A 17,540-nucleotide genomic window follows, 5' to 3' on the forward strand; every position below is an offset into this window, starting at 1 on the left:
CGAAAGGGGAACACCGTGGCAGTCACCGTCGTCGACGCCGGCCCCGGGCAGGTCAGCCGGTCAGTAGAGGTTGCGGCCCCGGCTGCTGAACTGTTCGCGTTGGCTGCCGATCCCCGACGCCATCGCGAACTGGACGGGTCGGGAACCGTCCGCGACAACGCCAGGGCGCCGGCCGACATCACGGTCGGGTCGAGGTTTTCGACGAACATGAGGATGTTCGGGGTGCCCTACCGCATCACCAGCACCGTGACCGCGCTCCAGCCCGACGAGCTGGTCGAGTGGCGCCACCCGGCAGGCCATCGTTGGCGATGGGAGTTCGAGGCGCTCTCGCCGGGGTTGACCAGAGTCACCGAGACGTTCGACTACCGCAACGGCGGTGCGCTGCAACGGAAGTTCTACGAACTGACACGGGCGGTCAAGAGCAACGCCGCGGGTATCGAGGCGACGCTGACGGGGCTGCGTGCACGCTACCCGGCCAACTAACCGACCTGGGACAGTAACGCCTCGGTCGGCGGCCGGCGCTGAATCCACGGCCGCACCGACTCGATCTGTGCGGCAAGCGAAATCAGGGTCGCCTCGTCGTTGGCCCGCGCCACCAGGTGCACCGCCTCCGGTACGCCGTCGGCAGCCAGCCCGGTCGGGACCGAGATCGCCGGCTGGCCGCTGTAGCACTGCGGGAAGGTGAACGGGATGAACTTCAGCATCCGCAGCATGGCGCGGGTCGGGCCGTACCCCTCGAAGTAGCCGACCCGCACCGGCGGGATCGCCACTACCGGCGTCATCAGGATGTCGAAGCCGGCGATCGGGCGCTGGGAGCGGGCGGTGATCGCCGGCTCGGCGGCCACCGCGCGCCGGGCCAGCCAGTCCGGCACCAGCCGGCTGGTGCGGGCCTCGGCCTGCATACGCCGTTCCAGCAGTTCGGTTTTCGGCAGTCGTTCGATCTCGTGGGCGAACCCGTTCATGAACAGTGCGAGCACGGCGGCGATGCCCGCCACCGGATAGACCGGGTCCCGCTCGATCACCTCGTGGCCCAGCGAACGCAACAACTCCGCGGTCTCCAGCACCGGCCGGCGCACCTCGTCGCTGACGTGCACCGGCACCACCGGCTTGAACGACATGGCGATCCGCAGCGGCCGCGGCGGCGCCAGCAGCGCGTCCATCAGCGGCGGTGCCGGTGGGGGAGAGAGGATCTCGTCGTCGGGTTCGGGCCCGGTCATCGCATCGTGTAGCAGCGCCACGTCGACGACGCTGCGGGCCAGCGGGCCGATGTGGTTGAGGCCGTGGAACCGGTAGGCCCGTTCCGGTGACTCCTTGGTGCTGACCCGTCCGCGCTGGCCCTTCAGGCCGACCAGCCCGCAGCAGGCGGCCGGAATGCGTACCGAACCGCCGCTGTCACTGCCGGTGGCACCGGGCACCATGCCAGAAGCGACGGCCGCAGCCGAGCCGCCACTGGACCCGCCCGGGGTCCGGTAGAGATCCCACGGGTTGCGGGTCACCCCCCAGGTCGCCGATTCGCACACCGGGTAGGCGCCGAACTCCGAGAGGTGGGTCTTGCCGATGATCACCGCTCCGGCGGCCCGCAATCGGCGCACCGCGGCGCTGTCGGTGCTCGCCGGGCCGGCGTCAATTCCGGTGCCGCACATCGACGAAACGCCCGCCACGTCGGTGTCGTCCTTGACCGCGATCGGGACGCCGGCCAGCGGCAGCACCTCACCGGCGGCCAGCCGGCGCTCGACCTGGGCGGCCTCGGCCATCGCCCGGTCGCCGAGCACCGTGCGAAATGCGTTCAGCACCGGGTCAAGTCGGGCGATCCGATCGAGATACAGCGTCACCAGTTCGCGCGGCGACACCTCCCGCTCGCGCACCAGCTGCGCCAGACGCGCGACGCCGGCGAAGGCCAACCCATCATCGTGCGCGCCCGGCATGCTTGCGTCCTTTCCCCCGCGGACAACAATACCGACCCTGCGCTGCGCAAAACGTGTGTCGGTGTTGGCGACACACGCAAGACCGTGAACGTCAGCCCGCGGGCTTGATGTTGTGGTTGAGGGTGAACCGGTTGTGCGGGTCCAGCCGCGCTTTGAGCTCGGCGAGGCGTTTATAGCCGGCGTCGCCGAACGTCGCGCGGATGCGGTCCTGCCCTTCGTCGCCGACGAAGTTCAGGTAGGCGCCGGCTGGGCCGAGCGGCCGCAGGATCTCGAAGGCCTGACCGGCCCACGCCGTGCAGCGCGCGGTGTCGGCCGGGTCGGTCCAGGTCGTCATCAGATGGATGATGTACGGGTGCTCGCGGGTGGGCACGGCCGTCGCCTCCGGCGGCACCCGGCTGGCGTACCCGCCGAGCCGGATCAGGTGCAGCCGGGTCTGGGCCGAGGGCCGCGAGCGGCCGAGCAGGGCGATGCGGCGGATCGCCTCGTCGGTGAGCTCGGTCACGAACAGCGACTTCCAGTAGTTCAGCCAGCCGAACGGCGCGGTCTGGTCGATGGCCTGCTGCCAGGTCGGGTATTCCAGCTTGTGCTGCAGGGCCAGCACCGGCGAACTCGCCGCGCCGCGCACGTTGAGCAGGGCGCGGACATCGTCGCTGCCTACCGCATCGGTGCGCGTCGAGCAGCCCAGGATGTTGACCAGCGACTGACCGGACTTGAGGTCGGTGGAGAAGTCGAGGATGGACGCCAGGTGATCCGGGGCGTTGTCCATCTGGGCCCGGAAATGCTTCAGCGCCGCCTCGGCGTCGGTGTCGGCATAGGACTGCACGCCGGCCACCACGCCGTCGACCGGGTGCAGCCGCAGCACGAACTGCGCGACGACGCCGAAATTGCCGCCCCCGCCGCGCAAGCCCCACAGCACGTCGGCGTTCTCGGTCTCGCTGACCGTCAGCACCTCGCCGGAGGCCAGCACCAGCTCCGCGCCGATGAGGTTGTCGCAGGTCATGCCGTGGGCGCGGGACAGCCACCCGATACCGCCGCCGAGCGAGAAGCCGCCGACACCGGTCGTCGACACCACCCCGCCGGGGCAGGCCAGGCCGTAGCGGCTGGTGACCGGGTCGACATCGCCCCAGGTGGCACCGGCGTCGACGTAGGCGACCCGCGCCTGCGCGTCCACGCGTACCCCGCGCATCTGCGTCAGGTCGATGACGACGCCGCCGTCGGTGGTCGAGTGGCCGGCCACACTGTGGCCGCCGCCGCGCACCGCGATCTCGGCGCCGACGTCCACGGCGTAGCGCACCGCGGCGACGATGTCCTCGCGCGAGCGACACTGCAGCACCACCTGTGGCCGCTTGTCGATCATGCCGTTGAAGACCTGACGCACCGTGTCGTAGCGGGCGTCGTCGGGGTAGATGGCGTCGCCGGTGAACCCCGGCACGGTCGCGGTCATTGCATCCTTCATGTCACTCGTCGCGAAGTTCGGTCGCAGGGGTGGAGCGGGTGGACTTCCAGGCGGGAATGATGGCCGCGAACACCGCGGCGATGGTGGCCAGCACGGCGTAGACCACCGCGTCGGTCCAGGGGAACACCAGCGGGGTGATCAGGCCGACGTTGACGACGGCCGCCCGCCGCACCGCTTCGGAGATGGCGATCGACAGCACCGCTCCGAACAATCCGCCGGCCGCGCCGGCGACGACGGCCTCGACGGTGGTGATGGAGAACACCCGCACCCGGGTGGCGCCCAGCGCCTGGATCAGGGCCACCTCCCGCCTGCGCCGGATACCGACCAACAACAGCGTCGACAACACCGAGATGAAGGCGATCGCGAGGAGGCCGTACTTGAGGGTGTTCAGCGGCGTGAGGTAGCGGCCGATCGAGGTCGCGATCTCGGAGGCGTAGCCGGCGGTGTCCACCGCGGTCACCGGCTGGTCGAACCGGGTGGCCCGGATGTTCTCGATGACCTGACCGGCGGTGAACCCCGAGGCCGGGGTGGCGAAGATCAGGCCGGCGGGCTGCGGACCGTAGATCTGCTCGGCGACCGAGTAGGGCATGTAGATCCGGCGGCCGCCGTATTCGGGAGTGGCCACGATGGTGCCGATACTCATCGCGCGCGCGTCGAGTCCACTTCCAAACACCAATACGTCACCGATGCGGAGATCCTTCTCGCGGGCCAGGACACTGCCGATCACAACCTGATTGGCTTTCTGGCTTGCCTCCGGGGACTGCCCGGCGAGTAACCCGAACGGAAATGTGGGCCGGTCCTGCGCCTGGATATGCGCCAGTGACCCGTCTTTGAGGCTGATCTCGATCTCGGCCATCCGCTCGGTCTTCTCCACCCCGGTCACCGCGTCCAGCTTGTTGACCGTCTGCGGGGCGAATCGGGCATCAATCGGCCCGTAGTCGGCGAACTGCGTCGTCGTGATCGCAATGCGCCCGTCGGCCTGCGATTCGGCGACCTTGGTGGCCCCGATGTGGATCGCCACCAGGAACCCCGACAGCAGAATGGCAACCACGACGGGTACCGCGATGGCTCCCGAGATCGCCGCGGTGCGCGACCGGTCCGACCGCAGCGCGTTGAGGGCGATGGTCAGCGTCGCCCCGTTGGACTTGTCCGGCCGCGGGCGCAGGCTGGTGATCGCCTGCGCGCTGAGGTAGGCGGTAGCCAGCAGCAGACCGACGAGTGCCACGACCGCACCGGCGTCGGCGAGGATCGCCTGCCAGGCGACCAGCGCGCCGGACAGCGTGGCCAGCCGGGCCGCGATCACCCCGGCCAGGCCGATCGCCAGCAGCAGCAACGCCCTGGACCAGATCTTGCGCCCGGTGGTCTGCTCCTGGGCCGCTCGCCCGGACAGCTCGGCCGCGATCGGCGTGTTCGACGCCGACAGGGCGGGGCCGATCGCAGCACCCACCGCCAGCACGATGCCGGCCAGGACGCCGAGGATCAGGATCACCGGCTTGAGGACTACCGGGACGGTGACGCCGACGAACCGTTCGGTCAGCTCGCTGGCGCTGGCCACGATGGGTTCGGAGATCACGATGCCGGTCAGCACGCCCATGGCCGAGCCCGCTGCGCCCAACAGGGCGGCCTCGCTGAGGAACCCGGTCATGATCGAGGCCGGCGACGCCCCCAGCGCGGAGGCGATCGCGATCTCGCGGCGGCGTTCCTCGACCGACAGTCGGGTGATCTGGGTGATCAGGATGACCCCGACCCCGACCGAGATCAGGGCGAAGATGCCCAGCAGGGGCAGCAGCACGTCGTTGACGTTGTAGCCGCGCGCCGGTTCGCTGCGGGGCTGCACGCTGTAGGTGGGGCCGAGCGTGGTCTTCAGCCGCTGCTGCACTTCGCCGGCGTCGGCGTCGGAGTCCAGGGTCACGTAGAGCATGTCCACCCGGTCGCCGCGGGCGAACTGCACTTTGGCCATGCTCAGCGGGAGCACCGCGACCAGGCCGTTGTTGACCTCGTCGAGATCGCTTACCCGCTGGAACTTCTCCACCGACAGTTGCCCGACGTCGGTGACCAAGGTCGCCGCGGCGTTCAGCGAGTCGCCCAGCGACTTCGAGATCGCCGGCGGGGGTTCCTGCTGGCCGGTCTGGCAGACCTTCGGGTCGACGATCCACTGCGCCGAGCAGTCCACGCCCAGGCCTAGCCCGTAGCTCTCCTTGCCGTCGTCGTGGATCATCGTCACCCCGCGGATGACCGGCACCACGGCTGCCACCCCGGGCACCGACCGGGCGTCGTCGACGACGGCGGGACTGATGCCGCCGCGGGTGGCCGCACCGACCACGCGCAACGGCGCCGGGCCGGCGATCTGGTAGCCGACGTCGTCGATGGCCTTGGAGACGCTGGTGACTTCGATCATGACGGCCACGACGACTGCGACGCCGCCGCCGAGGGAGAAAGCGGCCAGTGCGGCCCGGAAGGCGTGTTTACGAACGGCCCGGAAATTGATAATCCGAAGGAGGCCGAAAGTCGCGGCTAATGTTCCGCGAGCCATGTCACATTGTTGGGCGGCTGAACCATTCCACTGTCGGTCTCGATTTCACCGTCGAGCAGCGAAACCAGGCGCGGAGCGTCGTCGGCTATTTTCCGGTCGTGCGTCACCAGAACGATTGTCTGGCCGGCCGCATTGAGGTTATACAGTGCGTCGATAACCCGTTGGCCGTTAAGTGTGTCCAGGTTGCCGGTCGGTTCGTCGGCGAGAATCACGTCCGGCTTCATGAATAGCGCTCGGGCCACCGCCACGCGCTGCTGTTCACCGCCGGACAATTCCGAGGGCACCCGCTTGGATTTGGCGGCCAGCCCGACCTGGTCCAGCAGGCTCATCGCGCGGGCGTGCTCAGAGCGGCCGGACTTGCCTGCCAGCAGCCCCGGGAGCATGACGTTCTCCACGACCGACAGCCCCGCCAGAAGGTTGAATGCCTGGAAGACATAGCCGAGCGTCTGACACCGGACGGCGGCCAATTGCTTGCGCGACAGCGCCGAGACACTGTGACCGTTGATGAGGACATCGCCGCTGGTCGGCATGTCCAGCAGGCCCAGGATGCTCAGCAGCGTCGACTTGCCCGACCCTGACGGCCCGACCAGGGCGACGAATTCCCCGCGGGTTATCTGGATATCGACGTTCCGCAAAACCGGTGTGGCCGTATCGCCGGCACCGAACTGCTTGTTGAGTTTGCGCGCTTCCAGCACTACCGGAGGCCTGAGAACGACCGGCGGCGTGTGGCCGTTATGGTCGAGCTCCACGGGGTGTATGTCGGTCCTGATCATGAATCTCCAGCGGGCTTGTGTAATACGCCGACCATGCCCGCGTAGGGCGAGGTTCTCAATTCAGTGCAGCACTCCGATGATGCTGCGTTACCGGGGAGCCCGGTGCCGATCATACCGACCCGAGCCGCCTGTCAAAAATCGTTCACCGGTGACCCCGCGCACCGTTGACGGCCCTGGTAGACGGCGGTTCCGGGGGTCGCGGGGCGGCGCCGTCGCGGCGGTGTCGCGGCGAGATTCGCGCTGACCTGCAGTTATTGCTTCATGGACTGCGGGCCATCGAAGTGCACGTCGCTCCGCTTCGTTTCCCGGGCGGCGCTGGTGGCCGGGTGCACGGCCACCAGGCCGAGTTCGTTGCGCCGCTCGCAGATCGCCGCCAGCTCGGCGTAGGCCTTGGGGCCCAGCAATTCGGTGAGCTCCGGGGCGAGGCTCTGCCACACCTGCCTGGTGCCGACGTGGGCCGCCGGATCGCCGGTGCAGTACCAGTGCAGATCCTCGCCGCCCGGGCCCCAGCCGCGCCGGTCGAATTCGGTGATCGTGGTCTTGAGTATCTCGGTGTCGTCGGGGCGGGTGACCCACTCCTGGCTGCGTCGGATCGGCAGTTGCCAGCACACGTCCGGCTTCATGGTCAGCGGCTCCACCCCCAACCGGACCGCCTTGATGTGCAGCGCGCAGCCCGCACCCCCGGCGAACCCGGGCCGGTTCAGGAAGATGCAGGCGCCCTTGACGGTCCGGGTGCGCAGCTGCTCCTCGCCGTCGTTCTCGTCGTACTCCAGGTAGCCCTTGCGGCCCAAACCCTTCTCACGCAGCTGCCAGTCGGCGTCGGTCAGCTGCGCGACCGCGTCGTCGAGCTTGGCCCGGTCGTCGTCGTCGCACAGGAACGCACCGTGCGAACAGCACCCGTCGTCGGGCCGGCCGGCCACGATGCCCCGGCAGGCCGGGGTACCGAACACGCACGTCCAACGGGACAGCAGCCAGGTCAGATCGGCGGCGATCAGGTGTTCGGGATTGTCCGGGTCGTAGAACTCCACCCATTCACGGGGGAAGTCCAGGCCAACTTCACGGCGACGGGGTGCAGGCTGTGCGGGGGTCACAAAACTCCACGCTAGACCAGAAATTCGCGTCGTCTCACGTTGTCTTGCCTTGGTCCGGGCCGCGCCCCACTAAGTTGGCTGAGTGCGATTAGGCGTGCTCGACGTCGGCAGCAACACCGTCCATCTGCTGGTGGTCGATGCCCACCGGGGCGGTCATCCGACCCCGATGAGCTCGACCAAAGCCACGCTGCGGCTGGCCGAGGCCACCGACAGCTCAGGCAAGATCACCCGCCGCGGTGCCGACAAACTGGTGTCCACGATCGGCGAATTCGCCACCATCGCCGCCAGTTCCGGCTGCGCGGAGCTGATGGCGTTCGCCACCTCGGCGGTGCGCGACGCGTCCAACTCCGAGGACGTGCTGGCTCGGGTGCGCAGCGAGACCGGCGTCGATCTGCAGGTGCTGGAGGGCGAGGACGAATCCCGGCTGACCTTCCTGGCGGTGCGCCGCTGGTTCGGCTGGAGCGCCGGGCGAATCATCAACCTCGACATCGGCGGCGGTTCACTGGAGCTGTCCAGCGGCCTTGACGAGGAGCCGGAGGTGGCGCTGTCGCTGCCGCTGGGCGCCGGCCGGCTCACCCGCGAATGGCTGCCCGAAGACCCGCCCGGCCGCCGCCGGGTGGCGATGCTGCGGGACTGGCTCGACACCGAGTTGGCGAGTGCGGCCGCGACCGTCCTGGACGCCGGACCGCCCGATCTGGCGGTGGCGAGCTCCAAGACGTTTCGTTCGCTGGCCCGGCTCACCGGCGCGGCGCCGTCGGCCGCCGGACCGCGCGTCCGGCGCACATTGACCGCCGCCGGCCTTAGGCAGCTCATATCATTCATCTCTAGGATGACCACGGCAGATCGTGCCGAATTGGAAGGGGTGAGCGCCGAGCGGGCCCCGCAGATCGTGGCGGGCGCCCTGGTGGCGGAAGCGAGCATGCGAGCGCTGTCGATCGAAACGGTTCAGATTTGCCCGTGGGCACTGCGGGAGGGCTTGATCCTGCGCCGCCTCGACCGGGAAGCCGACAGCGCCACCTTCCTGCACTCCTCGTCGATGGGCATGGTCCCGCAGGGAGGGGGTTCCCGATGACCGGACCCAAGCCTGATCCGCGTGACATCGAGACGCGGCCGATCTCGGTTGCCGAACTGCTCGCCAAGAACGGGACGATCGGCTCACCGCCGGTCACCGGGCGCCGTCGGCGCCGGCGCGGCAATGCCGACGCCGTCACGGTCGCCGAACTGACCGGCGAGATCCCGGTCATCCGCGACGACGAGAACCCGCCGGAGCAGAGTGCCGCGGCTGAACCGTCGGAGAGCGCGGACGGCTCCGACGGCGAGCCCAGCGGCGGGCTGCTCATCGGCCCGGCCCCCGGGTTCGTCGAGGACGACCGGCCCGCGACCGGGCCGCGCCCCGTCGAGCGGGACACCCGGCCCGCCACCGGCCCGCGCCCCGTCGAGCGGATCGAGCCCGGCCTGCGCTCGGCCTCCGAGCCGCGCTGGCCCAAATCCCCGGCGCAGCCGTCGCGCAGCACCGGTCCACTGCCGAGTGCTTACCCGCGGCCGATGCGCCGCTCCGATGCGCCGGCCGCGGAGAACGGCCGCCCGGCCGCCCGGCCGACGGCCTCCGGCGCCGAACGGATGCGCCCCGATCCGATCGACACCTACACCGACATCGAAGTCGACGTGATGGACGCCGACGTCCGTGACGCCGATCTGTCGGTCAGCGACTCCGCCTACGTGCGTTCCTTCCTCAGCAAGGCCGGCAGCCCCGAGCGGTCGGTCCGGTCGGATTTCGACTCCGACGCCGCCGATCTCGCCGATGCTGACGCCTTCACCGACGCCGAGGAGGCCGACGCCCCCGAAACCGAGCCGGTCGAGGAGTACGTCGGCCGACCGGGACTGGTCGGCGGGGTGCTGGTGGTGCTGCAGTCGATGCTGGCGGTGGCGTTCGGCGGCGGGTTGTTCATCGCGTTCGACCAGCTGTGGCGGTGGAACAGCATCGTGGCGCTGGTGCTCACCGGCCTGGTCACGCTGGGGCTGGTGGCCGCGGTGCAGGCCGTGCGCAAGACCCCCGACCTGGTCAGTACGTTGATCGCGGTCGCGGTCGGACTGCTGGTGACGTTGGGGCCGCTGGCGCTGCACGCCAATTAGCCGGTCACTATTAGTCCGTGCGCCCTGCCATCAAGGTCGGATTGTCGACGGCTTCGGTTTACCCTTTGCGGGCCGAGGCCGCCTTCGAGTACGCGGCCCGGCTCGGCTACGACGGCGTCGAGCTGATGGTGTGGGGGGAGTCGGTCAGCCAGGACATCGGCGCGGTGCGACGGCTGTCGCAGAAATACCGGGTCCCGGTGCTGTCGGTGCACGCGCCGTGTCTGCTGATCTCACAACGGGTCTGGGGCGCTAACCCGATCCACAAGCTGGAACGCAGCGTCCGGGCCGCCGAACAGCTCGAAGCCCAGACGGTGGTGGTGCACCCGCCGTTCCGCTGGCAGCGGCGCTACGCCGAAGGGTTCAGCGATCAGGTCGCCGAGCTGGAGGCCAAAAGCGACGTGGCCGTGGCGGTGGAGAACATGTTCCCGTTCCGGGCCGACCGGTTCTTTGGTGCCGATCAGTCCCGTGAGCGGATGCGCCGTCGTGGCGGTGGCCCCGGTGCGGGGATTTCGGCGTTCGCGCCGTCCTACGATCCGCTCGACGGCGGCCACGCGCACTACACCCTGGACCTGTCGCACACCGCGACCGCCGGCACCGACGCCTTGGACATGGCCCGCCGGATGGGCTCGGGCCTGACGCACCTGCACCTGTGCGACGGCACCGGGCTGCCGGCCGATGAACACCTGGTGCCTGGACGCGGCGACCAGCCCACGGCCGAGGTGTGCCACCTGCTGGCCGCCGGTGACTTCACCGGTCACGTGGTGCTGGAGGTAACCACCTCCCAAGCGCGCTCGCCGCACGAGCGCGAGGCGTTGTTGATCGAGTCACTACAGTTCGCCCGCACGCATCTGCTGCGCTGATCCCACAAGGAGCCCTGCGTGACTTCATCCACGCTGTTCACTGACGCCATGACGCTGGTGCGGGTCGATGGCGACGAAGAGGTTCAGACGTTCGCCGGCGCGCTGAACGAGCATTGGACGATCGGCCCCAAGGTGCACGGTGGGGCGATGCTGGCGTTGTGCGCCAACGCCGCCCGCACCTCCCTTTCCGACCTTTCCGAGCACGGTGGTGCTCACCTGCAACCGGTGGCGGTGTCGGCCAGCTATCTGTGGGCACCGGACCCCGGCCCGATGCAGCTGGTGGCCACGATCCGCAAGCGCGGCCGCCGGGTCAGCCTCGTCGAGGTCGAACTCAACCAGGGCGAGCGCACCGCGGTGCGCGCCGTCGTCACCCTGGCCGAGCCCGAACACCATGCGCCGCCGCTGCTGTCGGTCAACCCGGTGGTGCCGCTGATGACACCGGAGCCGCCGCCCGGGCTGGAGCCGATCGGTCCCGGCCACCCGATGGAACACATCGTGCACCTGGCCCACGGCTGCGATATCCGGCCGGCGCTGACCACGCTCGGCCCGCGCTCGGATGGCGGTCCGCCGGTGATCGAGATGTGGGTGCGGCCCAAAGACGCCGCACCCGATGTGCTGTTCGCGCTGCTGTGCGGCGATGTGTCGGCGCCGGTGACCTTCGCCGTCAATCGCACCGGCTGGGCGCCCACCGTGCAGCTCACCGCATATCTGCGGGCCATTCCGGCGGACGGCTGGCTGCGGGTGATCTGCAGCTGCGTGCAGATCGGCCAGGACTGGTTCGACGAGGACCACACCGTGGTCGACTGCGAGGGCCGGATCGTGGTCCAGACCCGCCAGCTGGCGATGGTTCCCGCCCGCTAGCGCGTCCCCGAGGGTGCTCGAGGGGTCATATCTGCCATGCTGTCGCCATGGCCAGAATCGCGATCATCGGCGGCGGCAACATGGGCGAAGCCCTGCTGGCGGGCTTGCTCGCGGCGGGACGCCCGGTCAAGGACCTGGTGGTCGCCGAGCGGTTCGGTGACCGGGCCCGGCAGCTCTCCGAGAAGTATTCGGTGCTGGTGACATCGGTCGCCGATGCGGTGGAGAACGCCGCCATCGTGATCGTCGCGGTAAAGCCGCAGGACGTGGACACCGTTGTCGCCGAGTTCGCCAAGAACGTCACCGCCGCCTCCGGCGACAGCCCGGAGCAGGTCCTGGTGACGATCGTCGCCGGTGTCACCACCGCATACGTGGAGTCCAAGCTGCCGGCCGGTACCGCGGTGATCCGGGTGATGCCCAACACCCCGGTCAAGGTCGGCGCCGGGGCCAGCGCGCTGGCCAAGGGCAGGTTCCCCAGCAACGAACAGGTCGAGCAGGTTGCCGCGCTGTTCGAGTGCGTCGGCACGGTGGCGATCGTGCCGGAAGACCAGCTGGATGCGGTCACCGCGGTGTCGGGGTCGGGGCCGGCCTACTTCTTCTTGATGGTGGAGGCGCTGGTGGACGCCGGGGTCGCGGCCGGGCTGAGCCGGCGGGGCGCCACCGATCTGGCCGTGCAGACCATGGCGGGGGCGGCGCAGATGCTGCTGGACGGGCGCAGCGAGACGGACGGGACCGCCAACGCGGTCATCGACACCGCCCCGGCACAGCTGAGAGCCATGGTGACCTCCCCCGGGGGAACCACCGCGGCGGCGCTACGCGAGCTGGAGGCCGGCGGGCTGCGGACCTCGGTCGATCGGGCGGTGCAGGCGGCAAAAACCCGCTCTGAGCAGCTAAGAATTACAACAGAGTAATTCACTTATTTTTCACATATTGTCCCTCAGGCGTCGCAGGAACCCCATTCGTCCCGCTATTCTCCTCTATGTCTGTGCGTGTGGGCGCAGCGGAGGGGAAGCCGCTGGGACTGCACGTGCCTGATTGAAATGGGTAACGATGACGTCTGCGAACGGGCCTTCGGCACGAGACTCCGCTGGCGGCAGAGCGGCACGGGATGCCGGCGCTGCCGACGCGGGTCGGACACAATTTCTCACCGTGGCCGAGGTGGCCGCGTTGATGCGGGTGAGCAAGATGACGGTGTACCGCCTGGTGCACAACGGCGAGCTGCCCGCGGTACGGGTGGGACGGTCTTTTCGGGTGCACGCCAAGGCGGTGCACGACCTGCTGGAGACCTCCTTCTTCGACGCGGGCTGACCGCCGGTCGACAGATAAGCGCCCCCCGGGCGTCGCCGCACGGCGACGCCCGGGGTCGGCTGTCGTGTGGGGCCGGCCAGTGCCGGTTTTCTGTCCCGCGCCTGCCTACGGGTAAAGTAACCGGGTCGAGCAAGTTCGCCCAGCGCCCCTCTGGCGGCGCGGGCAGAAGCAGATAGCGGAGTTCATGGGTTCAGTCATCAAGAAGCGGCGCAAGCGCATGTCGAAGAAGAAGCACCGCAAGCTGCTTCGCCGTACCCGGGTGCAGCGCAGAAAACTCGGTAAGTAACTCCGCCCCGATTGTCGCGCCGAGCGTGAAGTTGGCCTCACGCTGAGGGCCGAGCGTGAAGTCACCTTCACGTTGGCCGGGCGGCCGATCGCCGGTATTGCTTTTCTCCAGTGGCCGTTACGCTTGCGGAGTGGACGAGGCCGGCCCCCCGAGCGACAGCACGCGAAGCGACGTCCGGCACTACCCCAAGGTTGTGTTGGTTACCGGCGCATGCCGCTTCCTGGGTGGTTATCTGACCGCCAGGCTCACGCAGAATCCCTTGATCAACCGGGTGATCGCGGTGGATGCGGTCATGCCGAGCAAGGACATGCTGCGCCGGATGGGACGCGCCGAATTCGTCCGCGCCGACATTCGCAATCCCTTTATCGCCAAGGTGATTCGAAACAGCGAGGTCGATACCGTGGTGCACGCGGCCGCGGCGTCGTATGTGCCGCGCTCCGGCGGCGGGGCGGCGCTCAAAGAACTCAACGTCATGGGCGCCATGCAGTTGTTCGCCGCCTGCCAAAAGGCGCCCTCGGTGCGCCGGGTGGTGCTCAAGTCGACCTCGGAGGTCTACGGATCGTGCTCGCGTGACCCGGTCCTGTTCACCGAGGACAGCACCAGCCACCGGCCGCCCACCCAGGGTTTCCCTCGCGACAGCATCGACATCGAGGGCTACGCCCGCGGACTGGGCCGGCGCCGGCCGGACATCGCGGTCACCATCCTGCGGATGGCCAACATGATCGGCCCGGCCATGGACACCGCGCTGTCGCGCTACCTCGGCGGCCCACTGGTTCCGATGGTGCTGGGCCGCGACGCGCGCCTGCAGCTGTTGCACGAGCAAGACGCGTTGGGCGCCCTGGAACGGGCCACCATGGCCGGCAAGGCGGGCACCTTCAACATCGGCGCCGACGGCATCATCATGATGTCGCAGGCGATCCGCCGTTCGGGCCGGATTCCCTTGCCGCTACCCGGTTTAGGGCTGTGGGCGCTGGATTCGCTGCGGCGGGCCAACAACTACACCGAGATCAACCGCGAGCAGCTGAATTATCTCAGCTTTGGCCGGGTGATGGATACGACTAGAATGCGAACCGACCTCGGGTACAGCACCAAATGGACTACTGCCGAGGCATTTGACGACTACGTGCGGGGGCGAGGTCTCACTCCGATCATCGACCCCAAATGGGTGGAATCGGTGGAGCGGCGCGCGGTGAGCGTGGCGCAACGACTGGGCGATATCAGTATGGACAGGGCGCGGGGAGGTTAACGCCATGGCCGGTGATTCAAGGGCCAAAGTCATTCCACTGCACAAGAATTCGGGATCCGCGCGTCGGCACTCGTCGACGCTGAGCGGCCTCAGCGGACGGGCCTCGTCCGAGCAGATCAGCGCCGTCGTCCGCGAGATCGACGAGCGCCGCGCCGCCGTGGGGGCACCCGGCGCGCAGGCCGAACCAACCCCGGGTGAGTTTGCCCGGCGGGTGGCCGCGGTCGTGGCGTTCCTGCGGGAGCGGATCACCGGTGACTACCAGGTCGACGAGTTCGGGTTCGACCCGCACTTCAACGAGGCCATTGCACTGCCGCTGCTGCGGTTCTTCTTCAACGAATGGTTCCGGGTCGAGGTCAGCGGCATCGAGAACCTTCCGACCGAGGGGCCGGCGCTGGTAGTGGCCAATCACGCCGGTGTGCTGCCGATGGACGCGCTGATGCTCTCGGTGGCGGTGCACGACCACCACCCGTCGCATCGCGACCTGCGGATGCTCGGGGCGGACCTGGTGTTCGACCTGCCGCTGATCGGACCGGCCGCCCGCAAGGCGGGCCACACCATGGCCTGCACGGTCGACGCCCACCGGCTGCTGGCCGCCGGTGAGCTCACCGCGGTGTTCCCCGAGGGCTACAAGGGCCTGGGCAAGCGGTTCAAGGACCGCTACAAGCTGCAGCGGTTCGGTCGCGGCGGGTTCGTGTCGGCAGCGCTGCACACCCAGGCGCCGATCGTGCCGTGCTCGATCGTCGGCTCCGAGGAGATCTACCCGATGATCGCCGACGTGAAGCTGTTGGCCCGGTTGCTCGGCGTGCCGTACTTCCCGATCACCCCGCTGTTCCCGCTGGCCGGCCCTGCCGGCCTGGTGCCGCTGCCGTCGAAGTGGCACATCACGTTCGGTGAGCCGATTCCGACCACCGACTACGAGGCCGGCGCCGCCGACGACCCGATGGTCACCTTCGAGCTGACCGACCAGGTGCGCGAGACGATCCAGCAGACGCTGTACCGGCTGCTGGCCGGCCGCCGCAACATGTTCTTCGGCTGAGCCGGGGCGCGCCTATTTCTTGCCCAGCGCCCGGTCGCGCATCGATGCGATGGCAGCGATCGTCGCCGCCTCGGTGTCGGCGTCCTGGTTGACCGACTCGCCGAGCATGGTGACGACGCTGGTCACCACCGGATTGCCCTCGGCGTCGGAGACTTCACTGCGGACCTCGCTGACCACCGTGCCGTGGGACTCGATCACCGAGTCCAGGTAGGTGTCGAAGTACAGCCGGTCGCCGGCCATGATCGGCCGGTGGAAGGTGAACTTCTGGTCGCGGTGCAGCACTCGCGAGATGTTGATCGGGATGTCGAATTTGTCGAAGATCTCCATCTGGACCTGACGCCCGGCGACGGCCAGGAACGTCAGCGACGCCACCAGGCCGGGGTGCCCGGCCTCAGCGGCTGCGGACTCGTCGAAGTGGGCGGGGTGATCGTCCTTGACCGAGCGGGCGAATTCCCGGATCTTCTCCCGGCCGACTTCGAAGTAGTCCGGGAACCGGTAGTGGGTACCGATGATTCCCTGCGACTCGGTGTGTACTGCCATGCCGGTCTACCCCTCCGCTCGCCGTGGTCGGCGGGCGGAAGCTTATCAGCGAGCAGGTCAGCCGCGCTCGTTCCGGTGCGCCACGGCTGCCGCCAGGGCCCCGCCGACGGCCCCCAGTGCCAGCGCCGACGGCACGCCGATACGCGCCGCCTTGCGCGCGGTGCGGAAGTCGCGGATCTCCCAGCCCCGCTTGCGTGCCATCTCCCGCAACGCGGCATCCGGGTTGATCGCGACCGCGGTACCGACCAGCGACAGCATCGGCACGTCGTTGAAGCTGTCGGAGTAGGCGGTGCAGCGCCGCAGGTTCAGCCCCTCGCGGATGGCCAGCGATCGCACCGCGTGCGCCTTGCCGGGCCCGTGCAGGATCTCGCCGACCAGCCGGCCGGTGAACACCCCGTCGACCGACTCGGCCACGGTGCCCAACGCGCCGGTCAGCCCGAGCCGGCGGGCGATGGTCTCGGCCAGCTCATAGGGGGTTGCAGTGACCAGCCACACCTGCTGGCCGGCGTCGAGATGCATCTGCGCCAGTTCCCGGGTGCCGGGCCAGATCTTGTCGGCGATGATCTCGTCGTAGATCTCCTCGCCCAGTTCCACCAGCTCCGACACCGGCCGGCCCTCGATGAACGCCAGCGCCTTACGCCGGCCGGCGGCGACGTCGTCGCTGTTCTCCCGGCCGGTCAGCTGAAACTTCGCTTGGGCGTAGAGGAACCCGAGGACATCGCGGTAGGTGAAGTAGTTGCGGGCGGCCAGCCCACGGCCGAAGTGCACCATCGAGGAGCCCTGCACCAGGGTGTTGTCGACATCGAAGAACGCGGCGGCGGTCAGATCGACCGGTGCGGGCGTGGCGGTGTCGAGCACGTCGTCCAGCGCCCGGTCGGCGCTGGCCGCGAAATCCCCGCCGGCCAGCGACTCGAGGTCGGTGCCCGCGGCGGATTTCCCGTCGGTCGGGCCCGGTACAGCCATCACCCGACTCCTTCCGCTGTGCAGGGGCGGCCGGTCATCTGGCCGCCATCAACCCTATCCGGCGCCGGCCCCGAAGACCCTCAGGTGATCGCGCAGATCACCTGTGAGCTCAAGCATCGAGTAGTCACGGAAACTGAACCGCCAGACGCCGTCGACCCGCTCGAACTCGTCGTGATAGCGGCCGGCCGCGACCACCTGCAGCGGCACGGCGTCGGTCTGCTGCAACACGGTGTAGTAGGACCGGCACGTCGCCGTCCCGGACTCCTCGTCGATGTCGAGGATCGGGTTGGTGACGACGTGCTTGGTGCGCGGTGTGCCGTCCGGGTGGATCTTGACCAGGCTCTGCCACAGCTGCAACAGCCCGGCGCTGTCCAGGATGGCGGTGCCCTCGGCGTCGGCCTTGATCCGGGCATGGGCGAATAACGCGGCCGCCGATTCCAGATCGCCGGCGTCCATCAACTCGGCGTAGCGGTACAGCAGGTTCGTGATGGGGACCGCACTTCCGCTGGACATATCGAAAACATAGCCACCC

The 17,540-nt window shown here is 68.9% G+C and carries 18 protein-coding genes; 10 read left to right on the forward strand and 8 right to left on the reverse strand.

Annotated elements, in window-relative coordinates; genetic code table 11:
- Window positions 1-15: 15 nt before the first annotated feature.
- Window positions 16-483 (forward strand): SRPBCC family protein, encoded by a 468-nt coding sequence (locus tag A5694_RS16205; RefSeq protein WP_064922981.1) that lies wholly within the window; start codon window positions 16-18, stop codon window positions 481-483.
- On the opposite strand, the gene A5694_RS16210 is transcribed toward A5694_RS16205, so the two are convergent.
- The 5 genes from A5694_RS16210 to A5694_RS16230 all read right to left on the reverse strand — a co-directional run bounded on the left by A5694_RS16210 (window position 480) and on the right by A5694_RS16230 (window position 7,778).
- On the reverse strand, window positions 480-1,925 hold the full coding sequence (locus A5694_RS16210) for an amidase family protein (RefSeq protein ID WP_064922983.1): 1,446 nt from the start codon (window positions 1,923-1,925) through the stop codon (window positions 480-482). The two genes, A5694_RS16205 and A5694_RS16210, sit on opposite strands and share 4 nt — an antisense overlap.
- A 91-nt stretch (window positions 1,926-2,016) precedes the next feature.
- The gene (locus A5694_RS16215; RefSeq protein ID WP_082952707.1) at window positions 2,017-3,369 is read right to left on the reverse strand and encodes an FAD-binding oxidoreductase; all 1,353 of its coding nucleotides are present in this window, start codon (window positions 3,367-3,369) and stop codon (window positions 2,017-2,019) included.
- Between the two features lie 13 nt (window positions 3,370-3,382).
- Window positions 3,383-5,779, reverse strand: coding sequence for an FtsX-like permease family protein (locus tag A5694_RS16220; protein WP_234786589.1), 2,397 nt, complete (start codon window positions 5,777-5,779; stop codon window positions 3,383-3,385).
- Between the two features lie 116 nt (window positions 5,780-5,895).
- Window positions 5,896-6,687 (reverse strand): ABC transporter ATP-binding protein, encoded by a 792-nt coding sequence (locus A5694_RS16225; protein ID WP_234786585.1) that lies wholly within the window; start codon window positions 6,685-6,687, stop codon window positions 5,896-5,898.
- 251 nt (window positions 6,688-6,938) lie between these two features.
- Window positions 6,939-7,778 (reverse strand): hypothetical protein, encoded by an 840-nt coding sequence (locus tag A5694_RS16230; protein WP_109535720.1) that lies wholly within the window; start codon window positions 7,776-7,778, stop codon window positions 6,939-6,941.
- A gap of 82 nt (window positions 7,779-7,860) precedes the next feature.
- Here A5694_RS16230 and A5694_RS16235 point away from each other — a divergent pair, with 82 nt between their 5' ends.
- The 9 genes from A5694_RS16235 (at window position 7,861) to A5694_RS16270 (ending at window position 15,505) form a co-directional block, all read left to right on the forward strand.
- Window positions 7,861-8,850, forward strand: a complete 990-nt coding sequence (locus A5694_RS16235) for a Ppx/GppA phosphatase family protein (RefSeq protein WP_064922993.1) — start codon at window positions 7,861-7,863, stop codon at window positions 8,848-8,850.
- Complete coding sequence (locus A5694_RS16240; RefSeq protein WP_064922995.1) at window positions 8,847-9,911, forward strand: hypothetical protein; 1,065 nt, start codon at window positions 8,847-8,849, stop codon at window positions 9,909-9,911. Before A5694_RS16235 ends, A5694_RS16240 begins: the two co-directional genes overlap by 4 nt.
- A 17-nt stretch (window positions 9,912-9,928) precedes the next feature.
- A complete protein-coding gene (locus A5694_RS16245) occupies window positions 9,929-10,771 on the forward strand; it encodes a sugar phosphate isomerase/epimerase family protein (protein WP_064922997.1) in 843 nt (280 codons plus the stop codon).
- Window positions 10,772-10,789: 18 nt separating this feature from the next.
- Window positions 10,790-11,632: a thioesterase family protein gene (locus A5694_RS16250; RefSeq protein WP_064922998.1), complete on the forward strand. Its 843-nt coding sequence runs from the start codon at window positions 10,790-10,792 to the stop codon at window positions 11,630-11,632.
- 47 nt (window positions 11,633-11,679) lie between these two features.
- Window positions 11,680-12,540 (forward strand): pyrroline-5-carboxylate reductase, encoded by an 861-nt coding sequence (gene proC / locus A5694_RS16255; RefSeq protein ID WP_064923000.1) that lies wholly within the window; start codon window positions 11,680-11,682, stop codon window positions 12,538-12,540.
- Window positions 12,541-12,679: 139 nt separating this feature from the next.
- Window positions 12,680-12,937, forward strand: a complete 258-nt coding sequence (locus A5694_RS16260; protein ID WP_064923002.1) for a helix-turn-helix domain-containing protein — start codon at window positions 12,680-12,682, stop codon at window positions 12,935-12,937.
- 184 nt (window positions 12,938-13,121) lie between these two features.
- Entirely contained in the window at window positions 13,122-13,223 is a 102-nt protein-coding gene (locus A5694_RS22765) for a 30S ribosomal protein bS22 (RefSeq protein ID WP_003402602.1), read from the forward strand.
- A gap of 130 nt (window positions 13,224-13,353) precedes the next feature.
- Window positions 13,354-14,469, forward strand: a complete 1,116-nt coding sequence (locus tag A5694_RS16265) for an SDR family oxidoreductase (RefSeq protein WP_064923004.1) — start codon at window positions 13,354-13,356, stop codon at window positions 14,467-14,469.
- Window positions 14,470-14,473: 4 nt separating this feature from the next.
- Complete coding sequence (locus A5694_RS16270) at window positions 14,474-15,505, forward strand: lysophospholipid acyltransferase family protein (RefSeq protein ID WP_064923006.1); 1,032 nt, start codon at window positions 14,474-14,476, stop codon at window positions 15,503-15,505.
- Between the two features lie 12 nt (window positions 15,506-15,517).
- On the opposite strand, the gene A5694_RS16275 is transcribed toward A5694_RS16270, so the two are convergent.
- From A5694_RS16275 to A5694_RS16285, 3 genes are read right to left on the reverse strand one after another with little or no spacing between them, the layout of a single operon-like run.
- Window positions 15,518-16,045, reverse strand: coding sequence for an FAS1-like dehydratase domain-containing protein (locus A5694_RS16275; protein ID WP_064923008.1), 528 nt, complete (start codon window positions 16,043-16,045; stop codon window positions 15,518-15,520).
- A gap of 57 nt (window positions 16,046-16,102) precedes the next feature.
- Window positions 16,103-17,008 carry an HAD family hydrolase gene (locus A5694_RS16280; RefSeq protein WP_064923010.1) on the reverse strand — a complete coding sequence of 302 codons (906 nt, stop codon included), beginning with the start codon at window positions 17,006-17,008 and terminating at the stop codon, window positions 16,103-16,105.
- A 54-nt stretch (window positions 17,009-17,062) separates the two neighbouring features.
- Window positions 17,063-17,521: a nuclear transport factor 2 family protein gene (locus A5694_RS16285; protein ID WP_064923012.1), complete on the reverse strand. Its 459-nt coding sequence runs from the start codon at window positions 17,519-17,521 to the stop codon at window positions 17,063-17,065.
- Window positions 17,522-17,540: the final 19 nt, after the last annotated feature.

It is taken from the genome of Mycolicibacter sinensis (assembly GCF_001667945.1).
GTDB classification, from domain to species: domain Bacteria; phylum Actinomycetota; class Actinomycetes; order Mycobacteriales; family Mycobacteriaceae; genus Mycobacterium; species Mycobacterium sinense_B.

Coding starts and splice junctions, on each gene's coding strand:
- A5694_RS16275 (WP_064923008.1), bottom strand. CDS start 16,045: ATGGCAGTACACACCGAGTCGCAGGGAATCATCGGTACCCACTACCGG.
- A5694_RS16225 (WP_234786585.1), bottom strand. CDS start 6,687: ATGATCAGGACCGACATACACCCCGTGGAGCTCGACCATAACGGCCAC.
- A5694_RS22765 (WP_003402602.1), top strand. CDS start 13,122: ATGGGTTCAGTCATCAAGAAGCGGCGCAAGCGCATGTCGAAGAAGAAG.
- A5694_RS16260 (WP_064923002.1), top strand. CDS start 12,680: ATGACGTCTGCGAACGGGCCTTCGGCACGAGACTCCGCTGGCGGCAGA.
- A5694_RS16285 (WP_064923012.1), bottom strand. CDS start 17,521: ATGTCCAGCGGAAGTGCGGTCCCCATCACGAACCTGCTGTACCGCTAC.
- A5694_RS16240 (WP_064922995.1), top strand. CDS start 8,847: ATGACCGGACCCAAGCCTGATCCGCGTGACATCGAGACGCGGCCGATC.
- A5694_RS16270 (WP_064923006.1), top strand. CDS start 14,474: ATGGCCGGTGATTCAAGGGCCAAAGTCATTCCACTGCACAAGAATTCG.
- A5694_RS16210 (WP_064922983.1), bottom strand. CDS start 1,925: ATGCCGGGCGCGCACGATGATGGGTTGGCCTTCGCCGGCGTCGCGCGT.
- proC (WP_064923000.1), top strand. CDS start 11,680: ATGGCCAGAATCGCGATCATCGGCGGCGGCAACATGGGCGAAGCCCTG.
- A5694_RS16280 (WP_064923010.1), bottom strand. CDS start 17,008: ATGGCTGTACCGGGCCCGACCGACGGGAAATCCGCCGCGGGCACCGAC.
- A5694_RS16220 (WP_234786589.1), bottom strand. CDS start 5,779: ATGATCGAAGTCACCAGCGTCTCCAAGGCCATCGACGACGTCGGCTAC.
- A5694_RS16215 (WP_082952707.1), bottom strand. CDS start 3,369: ATGACCGCGACCGTGCCGGGGTTCACCGGCGACGCCATCTACCCCGAC.